Raw genomic sequence first — 21660 nt, 5'->3', positions numbered from 1 at the left:
TAATACCCTTAGCCTAAAGGCTATGACAACTAGCCAGGTGCGGCGGGACGGCGGACACATCGCGTACGAGGTGCAGGGCGAGGGGCCGTTGGTCGTCCTCGCGCACGGCATGGGCGAGAACAAGGCGAGCTTCCGGCACCTCGTGCCGCTGCTGGTCGCGGCCGGCCACCGGGTCGCCTCGGTGGACGTTCGGGGGCACGGCGAGTCCAGCGTCGGATGGCCGACGTACGCCCCAGCGGAGGTCGGCGCCGACCTGCTGGCCGTGGTCCGGGACCTCGACGCCGGGCCGGCCGTGCTGGTCGGCAGCTCGTCCAGCGCGGCGGCGGTGGTCTTCGCCGCGACCGACGCGCCCGAGTCGGTCACTGGCATCGTGCAGATCGGCGCGTTCGTCGGTCAGGCGAAGCTCAACCCGCTGCTGCGGGTGGCGATGGCGGCCGTGCTGCGCAGCCCTCGACTGTTCGGGATGTTCCACAGCACGCTCTTCCCGGTGCACCGGCCCGCCGACGACGTCGCGTACCGCAAGTCGATGGTGGCCACCCTGCGCGAGCCCGGCCGGATGGCCGCGATGCGCGGCGTGAGCGAGCCGGTCGAGCCCCACTGGACCGCCCGCGCGCCGCAGGTCCGGCAACCGGTGCTGGTGCTGATGGGTGCCAAGGACCCGGATTTCCCCGACCCGGGCGCCGAGGCGCGGGCAGCCCGCCGGCTCTTCCGCATCGCCGAAGCCCGGATGATCGAGGAGGCCGGCCACTACCCGCACGCCGACCGGCCACAGCGCACCGCCGACGAGCTGCTCGGCTTTCTGGCGGTGTGCGCCGGTGCCTAGGGTCGGCCTCAACCAGCAGACCGTGGTGCGGGAGGCGGCCCGGCTGGCCGACGAGGTCGGCTACCAGCAGCTCACCCTCGCCGCGCTCGCCAGCCGACTCGGCGTCGCGCTGCCCAGCCTCTACAAGCACGTGCGGGGAGCGGACGCGCTGGACCAGAAGCTCTCCGCGCTGGCCACCGGCGAGCTGGCCACGGAGATGACCACCGCCGCCGTCGGCCGGGCCGGCGGCGACGCCCTCCGGGCGATTGCCGACGCCTACCGTGGCTACGCCCACCGGCATCCCGGTCGCTACCCGGTCACCCAGCGGGTGCCCGATCCGGCCGACCCGGAGCACGTCGAGGCGGGTGAGCGCGCGGTCGGCGCCATCTTCGCCGTGCTGCGCGGGTACGGGCTCACCGACGACGACGCGGTGGACGCGACCCGGGCGCTGCGCAGCGCTCTGCACGGGTTCGTCTCCCTGGAGGCTGCCGGCGGCTTCGGCCTGCCCCGCGACGTCGACCGCTCGTACCACCAACTCATCGCTGGCTTGGACGTCACGTTCCGCTCCTGGCCCCGCGTTCGCGGCATCGTCGATCAGGCGGACCAGCCGTGATCCGGGCGTTCGGGCTGTTCCTGGTCTTCCTGCTGGAGTTGGCCGTCCTGGCCGTCGGTGCTCGGTGGGGCTGGTCCCTGGACGTACCCACGGCCGTCCGACTGCTCGCCGCTGTCGGTGTGCCGCTGCTGCTCGCCGGGCTCTGGGGTGTCCTCGGCTCACCTCGTGCCCGGGTCCCGCTGCGCCCACCGGCCAAGCACGCCTTCCAGGCCGGCTGGTTCGTGCTGGGCGGCGGGATGCTCGCCCTGCTCGGGCAGCCGTGGCTCGGCTTCGCCCTGGTCGTCGTCTGGGCGGTCGTCACCATCCTGCTCCGCCGCGCTGGCCGCCAGGCCTGAGTGGCACCCCTGGCCGGGCCCGGCGGCGTCCCTGGCCGTGGTCCGCGGAGTGGGTCGGGGGCGTGCCGGCCTCGCCCGATCGGCCGGCAGGTCGTACCCTTCGCCGGGTGACCGACGGGGTGCATCAGCCATCACTACGGCGGCTCTGGCCACTGTGGACCGGGCTCGTGGTGATCGTCCTCCTGCTGGGCTGCGGCATGCCGGCGCTGCTCGTGGTGGGAGTGGTACGGGAGAGCGGTGCCCGGTCGACGATCAGCCGGGTCGGCGCCTCGGCGACCGACGACCCGGCCACCGCGGCGGCCCGACGGCTGGCCGACCGGATGACCGCCCAGCTCGACCGGCAGGGCACGGCACTGCTCGGCGGCGACCAGGCCGGCTTCCTCGCCGTCGCCGATCCGACCACGCACGCCGACCTGCGCCGCCGCTTCGCCGCGCTGCGCGCGCTCAAGGTCACCGTCTGGCGGGCCGAGCCGAGCGGTCTGCCCGCGCCGATCGTCGGCAAGCCGGGCGAGTGGCGCCTGCTCGTGCGCTTCCAGTACTGCTTCGTCGCACCGAACTGCCGGCCCAGCCCGGTGCTGATCGGCACCCGCTGGCGGGAGAACGGCGAGCAGCCCCGCCTGGTCGCGATGGAAGAGTCCAAGTCGGTGGAGACCGGCACCCGGCCGTGGGAGATCAGCGACCTGGCCGTCGCGATCGGCGCGCGGACCATCGTCGCCACCACCCCGGCGCTGCGCGGCAAGCTGCCCGGCCTGCTCGCCCAGGCCGAAGCGGCGGCCAAGATCGCCGACGGGTACGTGGTTGCCGGCTCGCCACCGGATCGCTACCGGATCTTCTACGCCGGCCGTACCGAGTGGCAGCGCTGGTACGGCGGCGAACGACCGGAATGGACCGGCGGGTACGCGGTGACCGTCGGCGGCGGCCACCACGAGGTGGTGCTCAACGCCGACGGGCTCCCCAGCAGCGGCACCGATGATCTGCTCCGACACGAGTTGACCCACGCGGCCTCACTGCCGGAGCGCGGCTATCCGGGCAAGGCCACCTGGTGGCTGGTGGAAGGGCTGGCCGAGTTCGCCGGCGCCGGCGGTCAGGCGGTCGACCGGTACGAGGGGCTCGCCGAGGTGCGGAAACTGATCCGGGGTAACTGGGATGGCAAGTTGGCGGGCATCAACCCCGCCGACGACGCCTCCGCCGAGCAGGTCAGCGGCAGCTACGGCGTCGGCTACCTGGCGGTCCGACACCTCGTCGACAGGTACGGGCCACAGCGGCTGCTCACCTTCTTCAAGGCCGTGGTGCACGAGCGCAAGACCCTCGACGTGGCCGCCGAGGAGGCGTTCGGCGAGCAGTGGTCGACGCTGCACGACGAGTGCGTCGCGTACGTCCGCGCCGCCACCGCCTGACGGGCTCCTGGGTGGTGCGCTGGTGAGCCGTACCATCGATGGGTGCGCCGCCCCCAGTTGCCGCGGCCGCCCAGCGTCACGCGGCCCCGCCTGCTCACCGCCCTGACCGCCGTCGCCGTCCTCACCGTCACCACCGCCGCCTCGTGCGGCGACGACGACCCCGATCTCGCGCTGGCGTCAGCGGCTCGCAGCCAGGTCAGTGAGGTGATCGACGCGCCCGCGACCGTGACGGCCCGGGCCGCCTCCACGCTCAGCGCCCCCGCCGACGGCACCCTGGTGAGCCTGCGTGTCCAGCCGGGACAGCAGGTGAAGCGCGGTCAGGTCCTCGCCGTGGTCGACTCGCCCTCGGCGCAGCAGCGGCTTCGGCAGGCGAAGCAGGCGTTGGAGGCGGCGAAGCGCGCCGGGCGGGGCGTCTCCACGGGTGACCTGACCGGCAGCCGGCGCGGCACCGACAAGGCGGCCGACGAGGCGTTCGACGCCGCCCGGAAGGCCGCCGAGAAGATCGCCGACCCGCAACTGCGGGACGCGCTGCTGACCCAGGTGACGTCCGCGCAACGGCAGTACGCTGCCGCCGCGCGAAGCGCCGACCAGGCCGTTCGCGCGGTGCAGCGGGGGATCAGCGGGCTGAGCTCGGCCGTCGGCGCGCTCTCCGCGGCGCAACGGTTGCAGGCCCAGCAGGCGTACGACCTGGCGAAGGCGACCGTCGACGCGCTGACCCTGCGTGCCCCGATCGCCGGGGTGGTGCAGCCGGGTGGCACGCGGGCCAGCGGTGGCTCGACCGGTGGCCTCGCGGGGCTGCTGGAGCAGGCCGGCGGCGCCCAGGCGGCCGGCATCGACCCGTCCGTGCTGGCCCCCAGCCAGGGTGGGTCGCCCGCCGGGGTGGACGACGCGGTCGCGGTCGGCGGCCAGGTCAGCGCCGGCACACCGGTGCTGACCGTGGTGGACACCGGGCAGTTGGGGCTGCTCGCCGAGGTGGACGAAACCGACGTGCTGCTGGTCAAGGCCGGCGTGACCGCCACCGTCGAATTGGACGCCGTCACCGGTGCCAGCTACGACGCGACGGTCCGCTCGGTGGACGTGCTGCCCACCAACTCCGCGCAGGGCGGCGTCACCTACCGGGTGCGCCTCGCACTGGGCGCCGGGAAGCTGGCCGAGGACGAGCCGGCCCCCGACCCCCGGCCGGGCATGAACGCGATCGTGCACCTGCGGGTACGCGAGGCCGCCGACGCGGTGACCGTCCCCGCTTCGGCGGTGTTCTCCGCCGACGGCCGGGACGCGGTCTGGGTGGTCCACGACGGCAAGGCTGGCCGGGCGGCGGTCACCGTGGGCGTGCAGGGGTCGGATCTGGTGCAGATCCTCAACGGCGTGCAGCCCGGCGACCGGATCGTGGTGCGCGGCACCGACCAGGTGCGCGACGGCCAGGAGGTGCGGTGACCGACGCGCCGCCGGCGATCGAGGCGGTGGACGTGTCCCGGACGTACCAACTGGACGGGGTGTCCGTCGAGGCGTTGCGCGGGGTGTCGTTGGTCGTGCAAGCGGGGGACTACGTGGCCCTGGTCGGTCCGTCCGGCTCGGGCAAGTCCACCCTCATGCACCTGCTCGGCGGACTGGACCGGCCCACCGGTGGCCGGCTGGTGATCGGCGGGCGGGACGTCAACGCCCTCGCTCCGCCGGAGATGGCCACCCTGCGCAACGAGACGATCGGCTTCGTCTTCCAGGCGTTCCACCTGCTGCCGCGCACCTCGGCGGTGGAGAACGTGGCGCTGCCGCTGGTCTACCGGGGTGTGCCGGCCCGGCAGCGTCGAGCGCGGGCGGCGGCGATGCTCGGCCGGGTCGGCCTCGGGCACCGCCTGGACCACCGGCCCAACCAGATGTCCGGCGGTGAGCAGCAACGGGTGGCGATCGCCCGCGCGCTGGTCACCGAACCGACGGTGCTGCTGGCCGACGAACCCACCGGCAACCTGGACAGCGTCACCGGCGCGGCGGTGCTGGAGCTGTTGGAGCAGTTGAACGTGGAGTCCGGGGTGGCGCTGGTGATGGTCACCCATGACCAGGAGGTGGCGGCCCGGGCCCAGCGCCGGATCACGATGCGCGACGGAGTGGTCGTGGCGGACAGCGACAACCCGCATGATCGACCGCCGTCCGTCGATCACGGTCGACCTGCGACACTGGTCCCCGCTCCCAGCGCGGAGCCCCGGTCCGCGTCCGGAAGCGGTCCGGGGCACCCGTCCGGTGGCTCCGGTGGCGCCGCCGGAGCCACCGGGCGCCTTCCGCGGGAGGTCGACCCGGGCCGGCCCGAGGTCGAGCGGCCGGGAGGCGCGGCGTGAGGCTCGCCGAGGCGTGGCGGGTGGCGCTGGACGCCCTGCGGGCCAACCGGTTGCGCAGCGCGCTGACCATGCTCGGGGTGATCATCGGGGTGGCCTCGGTGGTCCTGCTGGTGGCCATCGGCACCGGCACCAAACAAAAGGTCGAGCAACAGGTCGAGGGCCTCGGCTCCAATCTGCTGCTGGTCGTCCCCGGGCGGATCGAGGTGGGCAACGCTCCGGTGGTCTCGCCGCTGACCCTCAAGGACGCCGACGCCGTCAGCCGGGTGGTCGGCGACCCGGATCGGGTGGCGGTCACCATCGCCTCCGGGGCGACCGCGCGGGCCGGCAACCACTCCGACTTCACCACGGTGCAGGGGGTGCTGGAGACCACCCCGGCGGTGTTCACGCGGTCGCTGGCCCGGGGCCGCTACCTCACCGGCACCGACGTGGACACCAGCCGGCGGGTGGCGGTGCTCGGTGACGCGGTGGCCCGCACCCTCTTCCCCGACCGGGACCCGCTGGGCCAGCAAGTGGCGCTGGCCGGGGTGCGGTTCCGGGTGATCGGCGTCTTCGCGCCACTCGGGCAGAGCCTCGGGGTCGACCGGGACGACGAGGTGCACGTGCCGGTCACCGCCGCGCAGCGGCTCTGGGGCACCCAGCGGGTGGACGGCATCGCGGTGAAGGCACCGGACCGCGAGCGGATCGAGGAGCTGGGCGAGCGGATCGTCGCCGAGCTGACCCGCCGCCACCCGGACACCGAGTTCAGCGCGGTCACCCAGCAGCAGATCCTCGGGGTGCTCGGCGACATCCTCGGAGTCCTCACCGGCGTGCTGGCCGCCATCGCCGGCATCTCGTTGCTCGTCGGCGGCGTCGGGGTCTCCAACATCATGCTGGTCAGCGTCCGGGAACGGACCAGGGAGATCGGGCTGCGCAAAGCCGTCGGTGCGCGCCCCCGCGACATCGGGGTGCAGTTCCTGCTGGAAGCGGTGCTGCTCACCACGATCGGTGGGATCACCGGGATGGCGCTCGGCGTGGGGACCGCCCTGCTGGTCGATGCGCTGTCGCCGATCCCGGCCGCGATCACCTGGTGGTCGTTGGCGCTCGCCTTCGGCGTATCGGCGGTGGTGGGCATCGTCTTCGGGGTCGTCCCCGCGCAACGCGCCGGCCGACTCGACCCGGTGGTCGCGCTGCGCGCCGAGTGAACGGCGGGGCAACCGGGACGCCGGGTGCAGGCGGGGAGATACCGGAAGCACAGATCGGGTGAACGGCGAGGAGAATCATGATCAGTTGTACGAAGGGATCGCGCCGGTCACAGCCGCCCCGCTACCGTACTGGTAACACGCGCGTCGCCGCCCGGCCCGGAGCATCCGTCGGGTTGGCACGCGCCGGGCATGGGATGGGTTGGTGAGCCATGGCCGGGTCACAGTCCGACGGACGGTTGTCGGAGGTCAGGTTCCTGACCGTCGCGGAGGTCGCGACGGTCATGCGGGTGTCGAAGATGACGGTCTATCGCCTGGTGCACAGCGGTGAGCTGACCGCCGTCCGGGTCGGCCGGTCATTCCGGGTGCCTGAGCATGCGGTGCACGAATATCTCCGGGGTGCTTTTCAAGAGACCGCCTGAGCCACCGCCCCGCCCTCCGGGTGCCACCTAACCGGCATCGACGGGGGCGCGTTGGTCCGGCTGACGCCCTCCGGCTACCCTGGAGCCCGACCGAGACCCCACCGGTGCGCCCCGCCGCCCAGACTGGTCCGGTCCGTTGTCCGCAAGCGGTCGCCGTCTTCGCCACCTGCGTGGTGTCATCCGGTCCGCCCCGCACGTTGTATCGAAAGGCTGTCGTATGGGCTCGGTGGTCAAGAAGCGCCGTAAGCGCATGGCTAAGAAGAAGCACCGCAAGCTGCTGCGCAAGACCCGCGTCCAGCGTCGCCGTCTCGGCAAGTGATCGCCGCCGGGCTCACCGCCCGGCGTTCGGCGTCACTTGCCTAACTGTCGACCCCCGGAGGCTCAGGTGATCAGGCCGTGGTCGTCCCGGCTCGATCCTTCCTGCCGGGGTAGGTGCGTCAGATGACCCCCGGTGGCACCCCAGGTGCTCCGGGGGTCGTCCTCGTCACCGGGGTCGGCCGCTATCTGGGTGCCCACGTGGCGGCCCGACTGGCCGCCGACCCGCGCATCGAACGGGTCATCGGGGTCGACGCGCCGGACTCCGGCGCCGAGTTCACCGACCTGCTCGACCGGGTCGAACGGATCCGCGTCGACTCCGGCTCGATCGGTGGCCTCCTCGCCGACCTGGACGTGGACGCGGTCGTGCACCTCGCCCTGGTCAGCGCCCCCGACTCGCAGCACGGTGGCCGGTCCGCCATGAAGGACCAGAACGTCATCGGCACCATGCAGATGCTCGCCGCCTGCCAACGGGCACCGCGGTTGCGCAAGCTCGTGGTCCGCTCGTCGACCGCCGCGTACGGGGTGTCGTTCCGGGACCCGGCGGTCTTCACCGAGGAGACCGAGCCCCGCGAGGTGCCGCGTGGCGGTTTCGGCCGCGACATCCTCGACATCGAGGGGTACGTCCGTGGCTTCCGGCGTCGCCGGTCCGACGTCACGGCGACGGTGCTGCGCTTCGCACCGTTCATCGGTTCGACCGCCGACACCACGTTGACCCGCTACTTCGCGCAACCGTTCGTGCCGACCGTCTTCGGCCGCGACCCCCGTCTGCAGTTCCTGCACTTCGACGATGCGTTGGAGGTGCTGCACCGGTCGATCGTGGAGGACCATCCCGGCACCTACAACGTCGCCGGCCCGGGGGTGTTGTCGCTGTCCCAGGCGATCCGGCGAGCCGGTCGGGTGGCCGTGCCGGTGCTGGAGCCGAGTCTCTCCAGTGCCGCCGCGCTGGCCCGCACCATGGGCTTCGGCCGTTACGGCCTGGACCAGGTGGACCTCTTCGTGCACGGCCGGGTGGTCGACACCACCCGGCTTGAGCAGGAGTACGACTTCACGCCCCGCTCCACCGCCGAGGCGTTCGAGGACTTCATTCGTGCCCACCACGGCGGGGTCGTGGTCACGCGCGGGCAGTTGGCCGCCGCCGAGCAACTCGTCCTGGAGGGCATCCGGCAGGTGCGCGCCGCAGTGCGGGAGCGACGGCCGTGAGCGTGAGGAGTGAGCCGGGTTTGCGAGCCCCGCAGTCGCGAACCGAGGTAGCGCCGTGAGCGTGAGGAGTGAGCCGGGTTTGCGAGCCCCGCAGTCGCGAACCGAGGTAGCGCCGTGAGCGTGAGGAGTGAGCCGGGTTTGCGAGCCCCGCAGTCGCGAACCGAGATGGCGCCGTGACCGGGCCAGGGGAGGGGCGCGACCCGCAGTGGGCCGGGCGTTTCGACGTACCGCAGCGGTCGCCCGCACCGGATCCGGAGCCGGCGCGGCGCAACGGACATCGACCGGCGGCGCAGGTCCCGCCGGCCGAGCCGGCGGTGCCGGACCGGCCGGGGGACCACTGGGACCGTAAGGTCGCGAATGGCCTGGCGTTTCTGCGTCGACGGCTCTCCGGTGACTACGAGGTCGACGAGTTCGGCTTCGATTCGGAGTTGACCGACGCCGTCTTCCACCCGTTACTGCGGTTGCTCTACCGCGACTGGTTCCGCACCGAGGTCACTGGGGTGGAGCACGTGCCGGTCGACGGCCCCGCCCTGGTGGTCGGCAACCACTCGGGGACGGTGGCGCTGGACGCGTTGATCCTCTCGGCGGCGCTGCACGACAAACATCCCGCCCACCGGTACCTGCGGCTGCTCGGCGCTGACCTGGTCTTCCGGATGCCGGTGGTCTCCGAGATCGCCCGCAAGACCGGCGGCACGGTGGCCTGCAACCCGGATGCCGAGCGGCTGCTCGGCGGCGGCGATCTGGTCGGTGTGTTCCCCGAGGGTTTCAAGGGCATCGGCAAGCTCTATGCCGACCGGTACAAGCTGCAACGGTTCGGGCGCGGCGGGTTCGTTTCGGCGGCGCTGCGCACCGGCACCCCGATCGTGCCGGTCGCCATCGTCGGTGGCGAGGAGATCTACCCGATGCTCGCCGACATCAAGCCCCTGGCACGGCTGCTCAAGCTGCCCTACTTCCCGGTCACGCCGACCTTCCCGTGGCTCGGCCCGCTGGGCATGGTGCCGCTGCCCAGCAAGTGGCTGATCGAGTTCTGCCCGCCGATCCCCACCGCCCACCTGACCGACTCGGCGGACGACCCGTTGGTGGTCTTCAACCTCGCCGACCAGGTGCGGGAGACCATCCAGCAGACCCTGCACACGCTGCTGGAGCGACGGCCCGACCCGTTCGGCCCCTGAGCGGCTGAGTCAGCCGGCGCGGCGGCGGCGCTGCAGTGCCAGGCCGGCGGTGACCGCGCCGGCGACCAGCCCGGCTGCCGCGGTCGACGGTACGGCGATCTTGACTGCCCGACGGCCGGTGCGGAAGTCCCGCACCTCCCAGCCGTGCTGACGGGCCTGCCGCAGCAGACTGCCGTCCGGGTTGACGGCCACCGCCCTGCCCACGGAGGAGAGCAGCGGCAGATCGTTGGCCGAGTCGCTGTAGGCCGCGCAGCGGGTCAGGTCGAGCCCTTCCACCGCGGCGAGTTGGGTGACCGCCTCGGCCTTCGCCGGCCCGTGCATCAGGTCACCCACCAACCGCCCGGTGTACGCCCCGTCCAGGATCTCGGCCACCGTGCCGATGGCACCGGTCAGGCCGAGCCGGGCGGCGATCACCCGGCCGATCTCCACCGGGGCGGCGCTGACCAGCCAGACCCGCTGGCCGGCTTCCAGGTGACGTTGAGCGAGCTGGTGGGTGCCGGCCCAGATGCGCGGAGCCATCATCTCGTCGAAGATCTCCTCCGCGAGGCGCTCCACCTCGTCGACCCGCCACCCCTCGACGAAGGCCAGCGCGGCCTCCTTGGCCACGGACATGTCACCGGCGTGTTCCCGGGCCAGCAGCCGGAACCGGAGCTGTTGCCAGGCGAATCGGGCCAGGTCGGTGGTGGTGAAATAGTTTCGGGAGGCGAGCCCACGGGCGAACCAGTAGATCGACGCGCCCTGCATCATCGTGTTGTCCACGTCGAAGAACGCCGCGGCCGTCGAGTCCGGTGCGGTGGCCCGGGCCAGGTCGGTCTCCGCCCAGCCTGCGGTGTGCCCCTCGGCGTCGGTACTGACCGTCACCTTACGGCTGCGCGCCACGCGACTCCCTTCCTCACCGGTACGACGGATGCCTCCAGCGAGGGTAGCCGCCGCGAACAGTCGACCGGCCGGGCACACAGCGAACTGCGACGCGGCCGGTCGGACGTGCGGTATAGGGGCGCGGGTCAGCGAACCCCGGGGCAGGTGCTCGGGTCGGGGCCGAGGGCATCGCTGGCGGTCGGCGCCGGGAGGCCGCAGGCAATCGCCGCGCGCAGCGTGTCCGAGCGTTCCCGGATGCTGTCCAGGAGGTGCAGCGACCGTTGGGTCCGGTCCCGGTCGGCGCGGGTGCTCCCGTCGACCAGGCCGCTCACCGCCCGGCGTTGGCTCGTGACGAAGGTGTTGAGCGTGTCCAGGCTGCCCGACTCGGCCCGCTGCACCGCGGCGGTGGTCAGCAGGCGAACGCCCTGCCGGGTGTCGGCGTCCATGTCGTCGAGGACCGCGCTGTAGCCGATCCGGTCACCGCGCAGCTTGGCGGCCTCGCCGAGTCTGGTCCGGGCGAAATCCAGGAAGAGTTGGCCGCGGCTGATGTCGGAGCTGGCCAGGGCGAGTTGAGCCCGTTCGGTCGAGCGCTTCATCCCGTACAGCGCGTCGCCGGGCACCGCGTTCTCGCTGGCGGCGGAGATGCCGGAGACGGCGATGGCGCCGGCGGCGATGCCGACCAGGATCGCGCCCCGGGCTCGGGCCCGGCGGGCGGTGACCGCCGGCAGTAGCCGCCCACGGACGGTCGTGCTGGGACGCGTGGCGGCCGGTTCGCTGGCTGCCGGCGTGGTGCCCAGCCCTTCCCGTTCGGCGGTTGCGAGCAGCATCGCCCGCAGGCCCGTCCGGAAGTCCTGGTCCACCTCGACAGCCGGGGGGTCGACGCTGAGCCGCTGGCCCACTGCGACGAGCGGCGCGAGTTGACCGTCCACCCCGGATCGCACGTGGTGTCGCCGAGCGCCGTTGGCCTCGTCGAGAAGCTGCGCGAAGCGCTCGGCGCGCCGGCGGGAGAAGAGGATGTCGTCCACCGCAGGCACCTCCTCTCGCTGGTCACGGCCGGTCGGCCGCCGTCCTTGCCGACGACCGGGCGGCATTGTGACACCACGGAGGTGAGGTGCCGCCGGCATGCCGGTCGGACCTCGGTGACCCGGGCCTGCCGGGACGTCCACCGGTCGCACCCGGAGAAACGCGGCGGACCGGGCACGGGTTACGGGCCTGGCGGGGCGGAAATTACAGAAAGTGATCGTCGTCACCGGGCGGGACCGACTCTGAGCTGCACGGACGTCGATCGACATCCATCGGTCCCGCCAGCACAAACTACGGCTGGAAGCCGTCAGGCAGGAGTCGAGCCAGAGCGCGGACGGCCCGGTACTGGAGGGCCTTGATGGCACCCTCGTTCTTGCCCATCGCACGGGCCGTCTCGGCGACCGAGAAGCCCTGCAGGAAGCGGAGCACGATGCACTCCTGCTGCTCCGGGTTGAGTTGCTTCACGGCGGTGAGCAGCGCGACGTTGGTGATGTGCTCCACCACCGCGGCCTCCGGGCTGCCCTCCGGGCCCCGGTCCTCCCGATCGGCGTCGAGCACGTCGCCGGTGGTGACCTCCAGTCGGTACCGACCCGACTTGAAGTGGTCCGCGACGAGGTTGCGGGCGATCGTCACCAGCCAGGCACCGAGGTCGCGGCCCTGCCAGGTGAAGCTGCCGATCCGTTTCAGCGCGCGCAGGAAGGTGTCCGAGGTCAGGTCCTCGGCGAGTTGGCGGTTGCCGACCCGGAAGTAGACGAAGCGGAACACGGTGTCCACGTACCGGTCGTAGATCAGACCGAACGCCTCGGACTCGCCGGCCTGGGCCCGCTCGATCAGCGTCCAGACCTCGGTGGCCGGGTCGGACGGGTCGGGGCGGCTCGGGAAGCCGGTCGGGGTGGTGGCGGTGGTGGCCGGCACCGCCGGGAGCACCGCTGTCTCGCCCGCCGCCGGGTCGGTGGTCGCCACCGGTGTCTCGCTGCCCCGTCGGCCCTGCGCAGGCATGGTCGGTCGGGCCGGAACGGCAACCCGTCCGCCGGTCGGTCTCGCATTTCCACCGGGCACCGCGGGCCGCGGCGGCGGCTCGTTGTGGTGTGGCCGGCTGCGGATCCGTTGCGCCGCGCCGTCGCCCCGCACGGCGGGGCCGTGTGGATCGTCCAGTGGGGCACGGGCCGCCGGTCGCTCGTTGACGTGGGAGCGAGCCGGTTGACCGGTCAGGCCGATGGGGCGTTCCGCATAACCGAAGGTGGTCACCGGCCTGCCCCCGTCGGATCGGCCGGACGGGCCGGTTTGTGCGTCGGGGCGGATCGGTGTGTCGTCGGGGCGGACCGACCGGGCAGCCGGTCGGGCAGGACGGTCGCGGGGGTTGCCGACGGGCGGCAGCTCCCCTGGAGGTGCTGGTCCAATGCGCTCACAGGCACGGGGGCCTCCTCGGGCTGAGGGGTGTCGACTCACGGCAAATGGGGTGACCCGACCCGAGTGATGATAGGGCCAACGTCACCCGCGCGTGGCAAGTCCGTTACACAAGGCGGAAGTATTTCCCGCTCTGTCGTACCGGCAGCGGACCGGTTGTCCGTCGTGTGCGATTGACTTTCCGTCGGCCCGGTGTTCCAGGATGGATACCCTGGTCGGGGCGGGGTTGCCCGTTCGGCTGACCCGCCGCCCCGGGTGACGGCGCGGGCCCGGCCGAACCGGCCGTGGGCGCCGCCGCGCATCCCATCGACAGGACCCGATCGGACCATCGGCGGCACACAGGACAGTCCCGTCAGCGGGACTCCGCGACATCCCCGTCCCGGCGCGGACGAGACTGTGCCGACGTAACGTGGTGCCGGCGCCGCGGCGACCGGCGACGATGCCGACCGACCCACCGGCGATCGCCGACACCCCACGGAGGTAACCGATGTCCAGTGACGCCCGGCTAGCCCTGATCACCCGACCCGGCTGTCACCTGTGCGACGACGCCAAGGCGGCGCTCGACCGGGTGGTGGCGGTCACCGGCGACAAGTGGGTCGAGTGGGACGTCACCGCCGACGAAGGGCTGGAGCGGGAGTACGGGGACCGGCTGCCGGTGGTGATGCTCGACGGCAAGGAGCACGGCTACTGGCGGGTCGAGGAGGACCGGCTGCTGCGGGACCTGACAACGCCTCAGCTCTGAGCGGTGCCTATGGTGCTGTGATGAACACTGCGCACCCCCACCTCGTGTGGGACTGGAACGGCACCCTGCTCAACGACCTCAGTCTGGTGGTGTCCGCCACCAACGTCGTGTTCACGAGCCTCGGTGGGCCGACGGTCACCCTCGACGAGCACCGGGTGCGGTTCCGCAGGCCGATCGCCGAGTACTACGCCGAGGTGCTCGGACAGGCCGTGGACGACGACGAGTTCGGCCGACTGGACCGGATCTTCCACGACGCGTACCGCACCGGGTTGACCACCTGTGAGCTGGCCGCCGACGCGCGCACCGCGATGGCCGCCTGGCCGGGCAGCCAGAGCCTGCTCTCCATGTGGTTCCACGAGGAGTTGGTGCCGACGGTGCACACGTACGGGTTGACCGGCCACTTCACCCGGGTCGACGGGTTGCGGGAAACGGTCGGGGGCGGCCGTAAGGCCGAATCGCTTCAGCTGCACCTGGCGGAGCTGGACGTGGACGGCGCCTCGGTGGTGCTGATCGGCGACTCCATCGACGACGCGGACGCGGCGCTCGCGGTGGGCGGCCGTGCGGTGCTCTACACCGGTGGTTTCACCGACCCGGCCCGCCTGCGCGCCTCCGGTCACCCGGTGGCCGACACCCTCACCGACGCGGTGCGGCTGGCCCGGGAGGTCAGTTCCGCAGATAGGTGAGGACGGCCAGCACCCGCCGGTGCTGCTCGGTGTCCGGTGGCAGGGTCAGCTTGGTGAAGATGTTGCGCACGTGCTTCTCCACCGCGCCGTCGCTGACCACCAGAGCACGGGCGATGGCGGTGTTCGAGCGGCCCTCCGCCATCAGCGCGAGCACCTCGCGCTCGCGGGGGGTCAGCTCGCGCAGCGGGTCGTCCCGGCGGCGCCGGGCGAACAACTGGCCGACCACCTCCGGGTCGAGCACCGTGCCGCCGGCCGCAACCCTGCGCAGCGTGTCCAGGAACTCGTCGATCGCGGCCACCCGGTCCTTGAGCAGGTAGCCGATGCCGCCGCCGGCACCGCCGGTGGCCAGCAGATCATCGGCGTACGAGACCTCGACGTACTGGGAGAGCACCAGGATCGGGCTACGCGGTACCAACCGCCGCGCCTCGACCGCAGCCCGCAGCCCCTCGTCGGTGTGTGACGGCGGCATCCGCACGTCGACGATCGACACGTCCGGCTGGTGCCGCACCACTGCCTCGACGAGCGCGTCGCCGTCCCCGACGGCGGCCACCACCTCGTGCCCACTCTCGGTCAGCAGCCGTACGAGCCCCTCGCGGAGCAGGACGGCGTCGTCGGCGATCACGATTCGCATGGCTGTGTTATCTACCATGCTTGGCCTGCCCCGAGGGCTCGGCGCGGTGCCCGATTGGTCACAGCGGTAGCTCCGCGCGAATCTCGGTGGGACCGCCGGCAGGGCTGACCACCATCAGTTCACCCCCGGCAGCCCGGACCCGGTCGGCGATGCCGGCCAGCCCGTGCCCCTTGGCCAGGTGCGCGCCGCCCTGCCCGTCGTCGCCGACCCGCACCTGGAGTTGGCCGCCCTGTCGGGCGACGGCAACCACGGCCTCGGTGGCCCGGCTGTGCTTGGCGACGTTGGTCAGCGCCTCGGACACCACGAAGTACGCGGTGTTCTCCACCGCCGGGTCGAGCCGCCCTGCCGGGGTGCCGAGCTGTGGATCCACCTGGAGCTCGATCGGGATCAGCCCGCGTCCGGCGATCGCGGCCAGGGCGCTGGGCAGGCCCCGGTCGACCAGGATCGGCGGGGCGATGCCCCGGGACAGTGCCCGCAGCTCGGCCAGCGTGTCCCGGGTCTGGGCGACCGCCTCGTCGATGGTCCGGCCGGCGGCCTCCGGGTCGGAGGCGAGCTGCATCCGGGCCCGGCTGAGGTCCATCGCCAGGCGCACCAGGCGCTGCTGGGGGCCGTCGTGGATGTCGCGTTCCAACCGGCGCAGCGCGGACGCCTCGGCCGACACGGCGGCCCGTTTCTGCTCCTCCAGCACGGTGATCCGGTCGCGCATCTCGGCCACGCCGGTCAGCATGGCCTTCGCGAAGCTGGCCTGGAGCAGCGCGCAACCCCGAACCACGATCGGCAGGGTGATCAGGAAGAACACACCGAGCGCGGTGTACAGACCGATCCGGGCGGTGGTCGAGTCGCCCAGGCCGAGCAGTTGTGCCAGGTCCTGGTCACCCTCGCCGTCGGCGCGGGGCAGGGCCCAGTCGTAGGCCCAGTAGAGCGAGCCGGCGATGGCCGCGACCCACCAGGCCAGGGTCACCACGAAGGTGCCGGCCGCCGCGATCAGCCGCAGGATGCCGTGCGCCAGGTCGAGCCAGGACTGGGCGTCCCGCATTGGCACGAAGATCCGCCGCCAGGCGTTCGCTCCCGCCTCGGGCAGCCGGTAGTGCGGCCGGATCCGGGGCTGCCGGAGCACCGCGGGCAGCCGCAACCGCTCGATGTCGGCCAGCCCACGGGCGGCGTAGAGGGTGCCGCTGAGGATCGGCAGGCCGATCACCGTGACCACCAGGCCGATGCCGACCGCCAGGCCGACCAGGAGGACGACGAAGCTGGCCACCGCCAGCGGCAGGCCGAGCAGCACGTACCCGGAGTCGACGAAGAGCTGGCGGGGGATGCTCGGTGCCAGCATCGGGTGGTCGCTGGTGGCGGCAACTGCGGTCATGCCCAGAAGGCTAGGCATCCGTGCTCCCCGCCCCCATCCCGAAGCCCCGCCTCTCCCCTGTAGTGCTGTCCCTACCCCCCCCGCCCCCGCACGCCCCTCTGCTGCGTCGATCTTGCACTTTCGGTCATCGACTCGTCCGGTATGGGCCTGATGCGGGGGCAGGAAGTGCAAGATCACGGGGTGGGTGGGTGCGGCGCGGGATTGGTCAGAGAAGTCGGGATTGAGCAATAATCGCCCGGGCGGCGATGGCGAGGACCGGCCGGATCGATCTTGTGGAATGGAGGTGCTGGTGAGGTTGCGTCACGCAGCGGCAAGATCGCGATTTGTGCACGTCTTCACAAGCGCCTACTCTGTGACTCCGACGCGCCCTGCTAGCACAGCCGGCAACCTCGGTCGCCAGCGGGAGTCCATAAGCGGCCGACCAGCGGAGTTGGCCGAGGATCGCACCGCACGGAGTCTCATGAGTCAGCACCGTCACCCAGGCGCGCCCGGCCGCGCCGGTGCCGTACCGGCGCTCCCCGATCTGCCCGAGGCGACCGTCGCTCGGCTCCCGGAGTACCTGCGCGCGCTGCACAACCTCGCCGACACCGGCCACGAGACGGTGTCCAGCGAGGGTCTCTCCGCCGCCGCCGGCGTCAACTCCGCCAAGCTCCGCAAGGACCTCTCCCACCTCGGCTCGTACGGCACCCGGGGGGTCGGCTACGACGTCGCGCTGCTGATCGAGCAGATCGAGAATGTGCTCGGGCTCACCCAACGCCGGGCGGTCGCCCTGGTCGGCGTGGGTAATCTCGGTCACGCTCTGGCTGGCTACGACGGCTTCGCCGGCCGAGGCTTCCGGATCGCCGCACTGCTCGACGCCGATCCGTCCCTGGTCGGCGAGGAGATCAACGGCCTGGTAGTCCGGCATGTCGACGACCTGCCGACGGTCGCGGTCGAGGAATCCCTCGCGATCGGCGTGATCGCCACCCCCGCCGCCGCGGCCCAGCAGGTCGCCGATCAGCTGGTCGCCGTCGGCGTGACAAGCATCCTCAACTTCGCGCCGTGCGTACTCTCGGTTCCGGAGGGGGTCGACGTGCGCAAGGTCGACCTCGCCATCGAGCTGCAGATTCTGTCCTTCCACGAGCACCGCAAGGCGTCGCTGACCGCGCTGCCCGCCACCGGCGGGTCCGCTCTCACCGCCCTGCCGGGCGGGTTCGCGGCCACCGACACCCAGGAGGCGATCGGCACGTGAAACTGCTCGTCGTCGGCGCGTCCTATCGGACCGCCCCGGTCGCCACGCTGGAGCAACTGGCCGTGCCTCCCGCCGACCTGACCCGCACCCTGGATCATCTGATCGCCCAGCCGTACGTGGCCGAGGCGGTCATCGTCTCCACCTGCAACCGGGTGGAGGTCTACGCCGCCGTGTCCGGTTTCCACGGTGGGCTCGGTGACGTCTGCGCCGTCCTGGCCGAGCAGGCCGGCAGTTCGCCGGCGACGCTCGCCAGCCACCTGTACGTGCACTACGACACCGCCGCCGTGGATCACGTGTTCCGGGTCGCCACCGGCCTGGACTCGATGGTGGTCGGCGAGGCGCAGATCCTCGGCCAGTTGCGTGACGCGTACCACTGGGCCACCGGCGCAGACTCGGCCGGCCGGCTGCTGCACGAGCTGATGCAGCAGGCGCTGCGGGTCGGTAAGCGGGCCCACGCCGAGACCGGCATCGACCGGGCCGGCCAGAGCGTCGTCACCGCCGCACTGGAGCTGGCCGCCGGGCACCTCGACGGTGACCTTGCCGGCCACCCGGCCCTGGTGGTCGGCGCCGGCGCGATGGGCTCGCTCGGGGTGGCCACGCTGTCCCGGCTGGGCGCCGGACCGCTCACCGTCAGCAACCGGGGCGCCGACCGGGCCGTCCGGCTCGCCGAGTCGTACGGGGCAAGTGCCGCGCCGATGACCGAGCTGGTCGACACTCTCTCCACAGTGGACATCGTAGTGGCCGCCACCGCGTCCACCGAACCGGTCCTCACCCGAGCGGTGGTCAGCGCGGCGCTGGCCGAACGGGACCCGGCCCGGGGCCCGCTGGTCCTGCTCGACCTGGCCGTCCCGCGCGACGTCGAGGAGGGCGTCGCCGAGCTGCCCGGCGTCGAGGTGATCGACATCGACCGGATGGCGGCGCTGCTCGCCGACGGTCCGGCCGCTGCGGACGCGGCTGCCGTCGAACGGATCGTGCTGGGCGAGGTGGAGGGATTCCTCACCTGGTTGCGCGGCGCCGACGTCGCACCCACCGTGGCCGCGCTGCGTGGCCGGGCCGACGACGTGGTCACCGCCGAGCTCCGCCGGTTGGCTCAGCGTCGCCCCGACCTCGGCGACGACCTGCGGGCCGAGGTGGCCCGTACGGTGCACCGGGTCGTGCAGCGGCTGTTGCACCAACCCACCGTCAAGGTCCGCCAGTTGGCCGCGGAGCCCGGCGGCGACCAGTACGCGGCCCTGCTGCGCGAGCTGTTCGACCTTGAGGTGCCGCAGACCTCACCGGTGGACACCGTCCCCGACGTGCTCACCCCCGACCTCGGCATGGGGCTCCCTGGCATCGACCAGGTGTCCGGAGCTGACGTCGCCGAGCCCACCCCACCCACCGGAGGTGCGCGATGACCGCCCCCCTGCGTCTCGGCACCCGGGGCAGCGCCCTGGCGATGGCCCAGTCCGGCCAGATCGCCGAGGCGGTGACCGCCGCCACCGGCCGCCCGGTCGAGCTGGTCGAGGTGGTCACCGCGGGTGACCGTTCCAACGCGCCGGTGCACCGGCTCGGCGTCGGGGTGTTCGTCTCCGCGCTGCGCGACGCGCTGACCGCCAGGACGATCGACTTCGCGGTGCACTCCTACAAGGATCTGCCCACGGCTGCCGCCGGCGGGCTGCACATCGCGGCGGTGCCGGCTCGGGAGGACCCGCGCGACGCGCTGATCGCCCAGGGCGGCCGGACGCTCGCCGAGCTGCCGCCCGGGGCGACCGTGGGCACCGGTGCGCTGCGCCGTATCGCCCAGCTGCACGCACTCGGCCTGCAGCTGGAGGTCACCCCGATCCGCGGCAACGTGGACACCCGCCTGGCGCGGGTGCTCGGGCCCGAGGCCGACCTGGACGCCGTCGTCCTGGCTCGGGCCGGGCTGGCCCGACTAGGTCGGGTCGACGTGATCACCGAGACGCTGGATCCGATGCTGATGCTGCCCGCACCCGCCCAGGGTGCGCTGGCCGTGGAGTGCCGGATCGACGACCAGGACCTGGTCGAGCTGCTCGCGGTGCTCGACCATGCACCGTCGCACGCCGCGGTCACCGCGGAACGCGCGTTGCTGGCAACCCTGGAGGCCGGGTGCAGCGCACCCGTCGCCGCCTATGCGGAACTCGCCGAGGGCGATACCGGCGATGAGATCTACCTGCGCGGGGCGGTGATCAGCCCGGACGGCACTCGTGACCTCCGGCTGTCCCGCACCGGAACGCCCGCCGACGCGGCGGAGATCGGTAAGGCACTCGCCGCCGAACTCCTCGAACTCGGCGCCGACTCGATCCTCGGCCACGAAGGACACACCGGCCCGGGGACCCAGCAATTTGGGAGCACAGAATGACCCGCACCCGTAAGCCCGTCGGCCGTATCGCGTTCGTCGGGGCTGGCCCCGGTGACCCAGGTCTGCTGACCCGTCGGGCGCACGACGCCCTGGTCGACGCCGACCAGGTGATTTATGACCGGGGAGTCCCCGAGTCGTTGCTCGCCGTCGTCCGCGCCGATGCCAGAGACGATGCCGAGTTCACCCCCGCCGAAGGCGCGCCGGGGGACGTGGCGAAGGTGTTGATCTCCGCGGCCCGATCCGGGTTGAACGCGGTGCACCTGGTCACCGGTGACCCGTTCGGCCACGACTCGGTGGTCAAGGAGGTGCAGGCCGTCGCCCGCACCGCCGCCCACTTCGAGGTGGTACCCGGCGTGGGCCAGGCCGAGGGTGTGGCCACCTACGCGGGTGTCCCGCTGCCGGGTGTGCGTACGGCCGCCGACGTCGAGGACGTCAGCGCACTGGACTTCGAGGCGCTGGCCACGGCCGTCGGCCGGGGTTCGCTCGCGCTCGCCGTGGACGCCGGTGACCTCGCCGCCGTCCGGGACGGGCTGCTCGCCGCCGGGGTCGACGGCACCACCGGCGTCGGTGTGACCGGCGACGGCACCGGCGAGACCCAGTACACGACCACGTCGACCGTCGACAGCTTCGTGGCCGCCGCCCTCGGCTTCACCGGCCGGGTGGTGCTCACCATCGGCGTCGGTGTGGGTCAGCGCGACAAGCTGAGCTGGTGGGAGAACCGCCCGTTGTACGGCTGGAAGGTGCTCGTACCCCGCACGAAGGAGCAGGCTGGCGCGATGAGCGCCCGGCTGCGCGCGTACGGGGCGATCCCGTGCGAGGTGCCGACCATCGCGGTCGAGCCGCCGCGCACCCCGGCGCAGATGGAGCGGGCGGTCAAGGGCCTGGTCGACGGCCGGTACGCCTGGGTGATCTTCACGTCGGTGAACGCGGTCCGCGCGGTCTGGGAGAAGTTCGCCGAGCACGGGCTGGACGCCCGGCACTTCGGCGGCGTCAAGATCGCCTGCATCGGTGAGGCGACGGCGGACGCGGTCCGCGCGTTCGGCATCCAACCGGAGCTGATCCCCGCGGGGGAGCAGTCCTCCGAGGGGCTGCTGGCCGAGTTCTCCCCGCACGACGAGATCCTCGACCCGGTGGGCCGGGTGCTGCTGCCGCGCGCCGACATCGCCACCGAGACGCTCGCCGCCGGGCTCACCGAGCGCGGCTGGGAGGTCGACGACGTGACCGCGTACCGGACGGTGCGGGCCGCGCCGCCGCCCGCCGAGATCCGGGACGCGATCAAGTCGGGCGGGTTCGACGCGGTCTTGTTCACGTCCTCCTCGACCGTGCGGAACCTCGTCGGTATCGCCGGGAAGCCGCACGCGCGTACCGTTGTTGCCGTCATCGGGCCCAAGACGGCGGAGACCGCGACGGAGTTCGGCCTGCGGGTCGACGTCCAGCCGCCGCACGCCTCGGTGCCCGACCTGGTGGAGGCGCTCGCCGCCTACGCCGTCGAGTTGCGCGAGAAGCTGGCCGCCATGCCGGCCAAGCAGCGCCGCGGCTCGAAGGTGCAGGGGCCGACCGCCCTGCGCTTCCGGTAGTCGTCTTCAGGAAGGCCCTTCC

At 72.5% G+C, this 21660-nt stretch carries 22 protein-coding genes; 17 read left to right on the top strand and 5 right to left on the bottom strand.

Annotated elements, in window-relative coordinates:
* The first annotated feature begins 22 nt into the window (after nt 1-22).
* The 11 genes from JOD64_RS11665 to JOD64_RS11615 all read left to right on the top strand — a co-directional run bounded on the left by JOD64_RS11665 (nt 23) and on the right by JOD64_RS11615 (nt 9764).
* Nucleotides 23-823, top strand: coding sequence for an alpha/beta fold hydrolase (locus tag JOD64_RS11665; RefSeq protein ID WP_204942248.1), 801 nt, complete (start codon nt 23-25; stop codon nt 821-823).
* On the top strand, nt 816-1415 hold the full coding sequence (locus tag JOD64_RS11660; RefSeq protein WP_204942247.1) for a TetR/AcrR family transcriptional regulator: 600 nt from the start codon (nt 816-818) through the stop codon (nt 1413-1415). The genes JOD64_RS11665 and JOD64_RS11660 overlap by 8 nt, the downstream gene beginning before the upstream one ends.
* Nucleotides 1412-1750 (top strand): YrdB family protein, encoded by a 339-nt coding sequence (locus tag JOD64_RS11655; RefSeq protein ID WP_204942246.1) that lies wholly within the window; start codon nt 1412-1414, stop codon nt 1748-1750. Before JOD64_RS11660 ends, JOD64_RS11655 begins: the two co-directional genes overlap by 4 nt.
* A gap of 107 nt (nt 1751-1857) precedes the next feature.
* Nucleotides 1858-3147: a hypothetical protein gene (locus JOD64_RS11650; RefSeq protein ID WP_204942245.1), complete on the top strand. Its 1290-nt coding sequence runs from the start codon at nt 1858-1860 to the stop codon at nt 3145-3147.
* A 42-nt stretch (nt 3148-3189) separates the two neighbouring features.
* A complete protein-coding gene (locus JOD64_RS11645) occupies nt 3190-4581 on the top strand; it encodes an efflux RND transporter periplasmic adaptor subunit (RefSeq protein ID WP_204942244.1) in 1392 nt (463 codons plus the stop codon).
* Nucleotides 4578-5474: an ABC transporter ATP-binding protein gene (locus JOD64_RS11640; protein WP_204942243.1), complete on the top strand. Its 897-nt coding sequence runs from the start codon at nt 4578-4580 to the stop codon at nt 5472-5474. Before JOD64_RS11645 ends, JOD64_RS11640 begins: the two co-directional genes overlap by 4 nt.
* A complete protein-coding gene (locus tag JOD64_RS11635; RefSeq protein ID WP_204942242.1) occupies nt 5471-6655 on the top strand; it encodes an ABC transporter permease in 1185 nt (394 codons plus the stop codon). The genes JOD64_RS11640 and JOD64_RS11635 overlap by 4 nt, the downstream gene beginning before the upstream one ends.
* A gap of 209 nt (nt 6656-6864) precedes the next feature.
* A complete protein-coding gene (locus JOD64_RS11630) occupies nt 6865-7074 on the top strand; it encodes a helix-turn-helix domain-containing protein (protein WP_110563213.1) in 210 nt (69 codons plus the stop codon).
* Between the two features lie 217 nt (nt 7075-7291).
* Nucleotides 7292-7393, top strand: coding sequence for a 30S ribosomal protein bS22 (locus JOD64_RS11625; protein WP_007465623.1), 102 nt, complete (start codon nt 7292-7294; stop codon nt 7391-7393).
* Nucleotides 7394-7515: 122 nt separating this feature from the next.
* Nucleotides 7516-8592 (top strand): NAD-dependent epimerase/dehydratase family protein, encoded by a 1077-nt coding sequence (locus JOD64_RS11620; RefSeq protein WP_204942241.1) that lies wholly within the window; start codon nt 7516-7518, stop codon nt 8590-8592.
* Nucleotides 8593-8906: 314 nt separating this feature from the next.
* Nucleotides 8907-9764: a lysophospholipid acyltransferase family protein gene (locus JOD64_RS11615; RefSeq protein ID WP_204946019.1), complete on the top strand. Its 858-nt coding sequence runs from the start codon at nt 8907-8909 to the stop codon at nt 9762-9764.
* A gap of 9 nt (nt 9765-9773) precedes the next feature.
* Here JOD64_RS11615 and JOD64_RS11610 read toward each other — a convergent pair whose 3' ends face one another.
* The 3 genes from JOD64_RS11610 to JOD64_RS11600 form a co-directional block, all read right to left on the bottom strand.
* Nucleotides 9774-10643 carry an HAD family hydrolase gene (locus JOD64_RS11610; protein ID WP_204942240.1) on the bottom strand — a complete coding sequence of 290 codons (870 nt, stop codon included), beginning with the start codon at nt 10641-10643 and terminating at the stop codon, nt 9774-9776.
* A gap of 125 nt (nt 10644-10768) precedes the next feature.
* The gene (locus JOD64_RS11605; protein WP_204942239.1) at nt 10769-11656 is read right to left on the bottom strand and encodes a DUF5667 domain-containing protein; all 888 of its coding nucleotides are present in this window, start codon (nt 11654-11656) and stop codon (nt 10769-10771) included.
* A gap of 280 nt (nt 11657-11936) precedes the next feature.
* Nucleotides 11937-12893, bottom strand: a complete 957-nt coding sequence (locus JOD64_RS11600; protein WP_204942238.1) for an ECF subfamily RNA polymerase sigma factor, BldN family — start codon at nt 12891-12893, stop codon at nt 11937-11939.
* A gap of 646 nt (nt 12894-13539) precedes the next feature.
* Between JOD64_RS11600 and JOD64_RS11595 the strand changes: the two genes are divergently transcribed.
* A complete protein-coding gene (locus tag JOD64_RS11595; protein WP_110563209.1) occupies nt 13540-13794 on the top strand; it encodes a glutaredoxin family protein in 255 nt (84 codons plus the stop codon).
* A 20-nt stretch (nt 13795-13814) separates the two neighbouring features.
* Entirely contained in the window at nt 13815-14477 is a 663-nt protein-coding gene (locus tag JOD64_RS11590; RefSeq protein WP_204942237.1) for an HAD family hydrolase, read from the top strand.
* Here the strand turns inward: JOD64_RS11590 and JOD64_RS11585 are convergent.
* Together JOD64_RS11585 and JOD64_RS11580 are read right to left on the bottom strand one after the other, a co-directional pair.
* The gene (locus JOD64_RS11585) at nt 14458-15108 is read right to left on the bottom strand and encodes a response regulator transcription factor (protein WP_204942236.1); all 651 of its coding nucleotides are present in this window, start codon (nt 15106-15108) and stop codon (nt 14458-14460) included. The two genes, JOD64_RS11590 and JOD64_RS11585, sit on opposite strands and share 20 nt — an antisense overlap.
* A gap of 58 nt (nt 15109-15166) precedes the next feature.
* Nucleotides 15167-16471 carry a sensor histidine kinase gene (locus tag JOD64_RS11580; RefSeq protein WP_204942235.1) on the bottom strand — a complete coding sequence of 435 codons (1305 nt, stop codon included), beginning with the start codon at nt 16469-16471 and terminating at the stop codon, nt 15167-15169.
* A 460-nt stretch (nt 16472-16931) separates the two neighbouring features.
* Between JOD64_RS11580 and JOD64_RS11575 the strand changes: the two genes are divergently transcribed.
* The 4 genes from JOD64_RS11575 to JOD64_RS11560 are packed head-to-tail and all read left to right on the top strand — an operon-like array spanning nt 16932 to nt 21638.
* Nucleotides 16932-17702 carry a redox-sensing transcriptional repressor Rex gene (locus tag JOD64_RS11575; RefSeq protein WP_204942234.1) on the top strand — a complete coding sequence of 257 codons (771 nt, stop codon included), beginning with the start codon at nt 16932-16934 and terminating at the stop codon, nt 17700-17702.
* Nucleotides 17699-19096: a glutamyl-tRNA reductase gene (locus JOD64_RS11570; protein WP_204942233.1), complete on the top strand. Its 1398-nt coding sequence runs from the start codon at nt 17699-17701 to the stop codon at nt 19094-19096. Before JOD64_RS11575 ends, JOD64_RS11570 begins: the two co-directional genes overlap by 4 nt.
* Complete coding sequence (gene hemC, locus JOD64_RS11565; RefSeq protein WP_204942232.1) at nt 19093-20061, top strand: hydroxymethylbilane synthase; 969 nt, start codon at nt 19093-19095, stop codon at nt 20059-20061. Before JOD64_RS11570 ends, hemC begins: the two co-directional genes overlap by 4 nt.
* On the top strand, nt 20058-21638 hold the full coding sequence (locus JOD64_RS11560; protein ID WP_204942231.1) for a bifunctional uroporphyrinogen-III C-methyltransferase/uroporphyrinogen-III synthase: 1581 nt from the start codon (nt 20058-20060) through the stop codon (nt 21636-21638). Before hemC ends, JOD64_RS11560 begins: the two co-directional genes overlap by 4 nt.
* Nucleotides 21639-21660: the final 22 nt, after the last annotated feature.

It is taken from the genome of Micromonospora luteifusca (assembly GCF_016907275.1).
Classification (GTDB): domain Bacteria; phylum Actinomycetota; class Actinomycetes; order Mycobacteriales; family Micromonosporaceae; genus Micromonospora; species Micromonospora luteifusca.
This window is presented reverse-complemented; position numbering and strand designations above follow the sequence as displayed.

What these genes read in the sequence shown, in the direction of transcription:
- JOD64_RS11665 (WP_204942248.1), top strand. Translation starts at nt 23, where the DNA reads ATGACAACTAGCCAGGTGCGGCGGGACGGCGGACACATCGCGTACGAG.
- JOD64_RS11630 (WP_110563213.1), top strand. Translation starts at nt 6,865, where the DNA reads ATGGCCGGGTCACAGTCCGACGGACGGTTGTCGGAGGTCAGGTTCCTG.
- JOD64_RS11625 (WP_007465623.1), top strand. Translation starts at nt 7,292, where the DNA reads ATGGGCTCGGTGGTCAAGAAGCGCCGTAAGCGCATGGCTAAGAAGAAG.
- JOD64_RS11620 (WP_204942241.1), top strand. Translation starts at nt 7,516, where the DNA reads ATGACCCCCGGTGGCACCCCAGGTGCTCCGGGGGTCGTCCTCGTCACC.
- JOD64_RS11595 (WP_110563209.1), top strand. Translation starts at nt 13,540, where the DNA reads ATGTCCAGTGACGCCCGGCTAGCCCTGATCACCCGACCCGGCTGTCAC.
- JOD64_RS11590 (WP_204942237.1), top strand. Translation starts at nt 13,815, where the DNA reads ATGAACACTGCGCACCCCCACCTCGTGTGGGACTGGAACGGCACCCTG.
- JOD64_RS11585 (WP_204942236.1), bottom strand. Translation starts at nt 15,108, where the DNA reads ATGCGAATCGTGATCGCCGACGACGCCGTCCTGCTCCGCGAGGGGCTC.
- JOD64_RS11580 (WP_204942235.1), bottom strand. Translation starts at nt 16,471, where the DNA reads ATGACCGCAGTTGCCGCCACCAGCGACCACCCGATGCTGGCACCGAGC.
- JOD64_RS11575 (WP_204942234.1), top strand. Translation starts at nt 16,932, where the DNA reads ATGAGTCAGCACCGTCACCCAGGCGCGCCCGGCCGCGCCGGTGCCGTA.
- hemC (WP_204942232.1), top strand. Translation starts at nt 19,093, where the DNA reads ATGACCGCCCCCCTGCGTCTCGGCACCCGGGGCAGCGCCCTGGCGATG.
- JOD64_RS11560 (WP_204942231.1), top strand. Translation starts at nt 20,058, where the DNA reads ATGACCCGCACCCGTAAGCCCGTCGGCCGTATCGCGTTCGTCGGGGCT.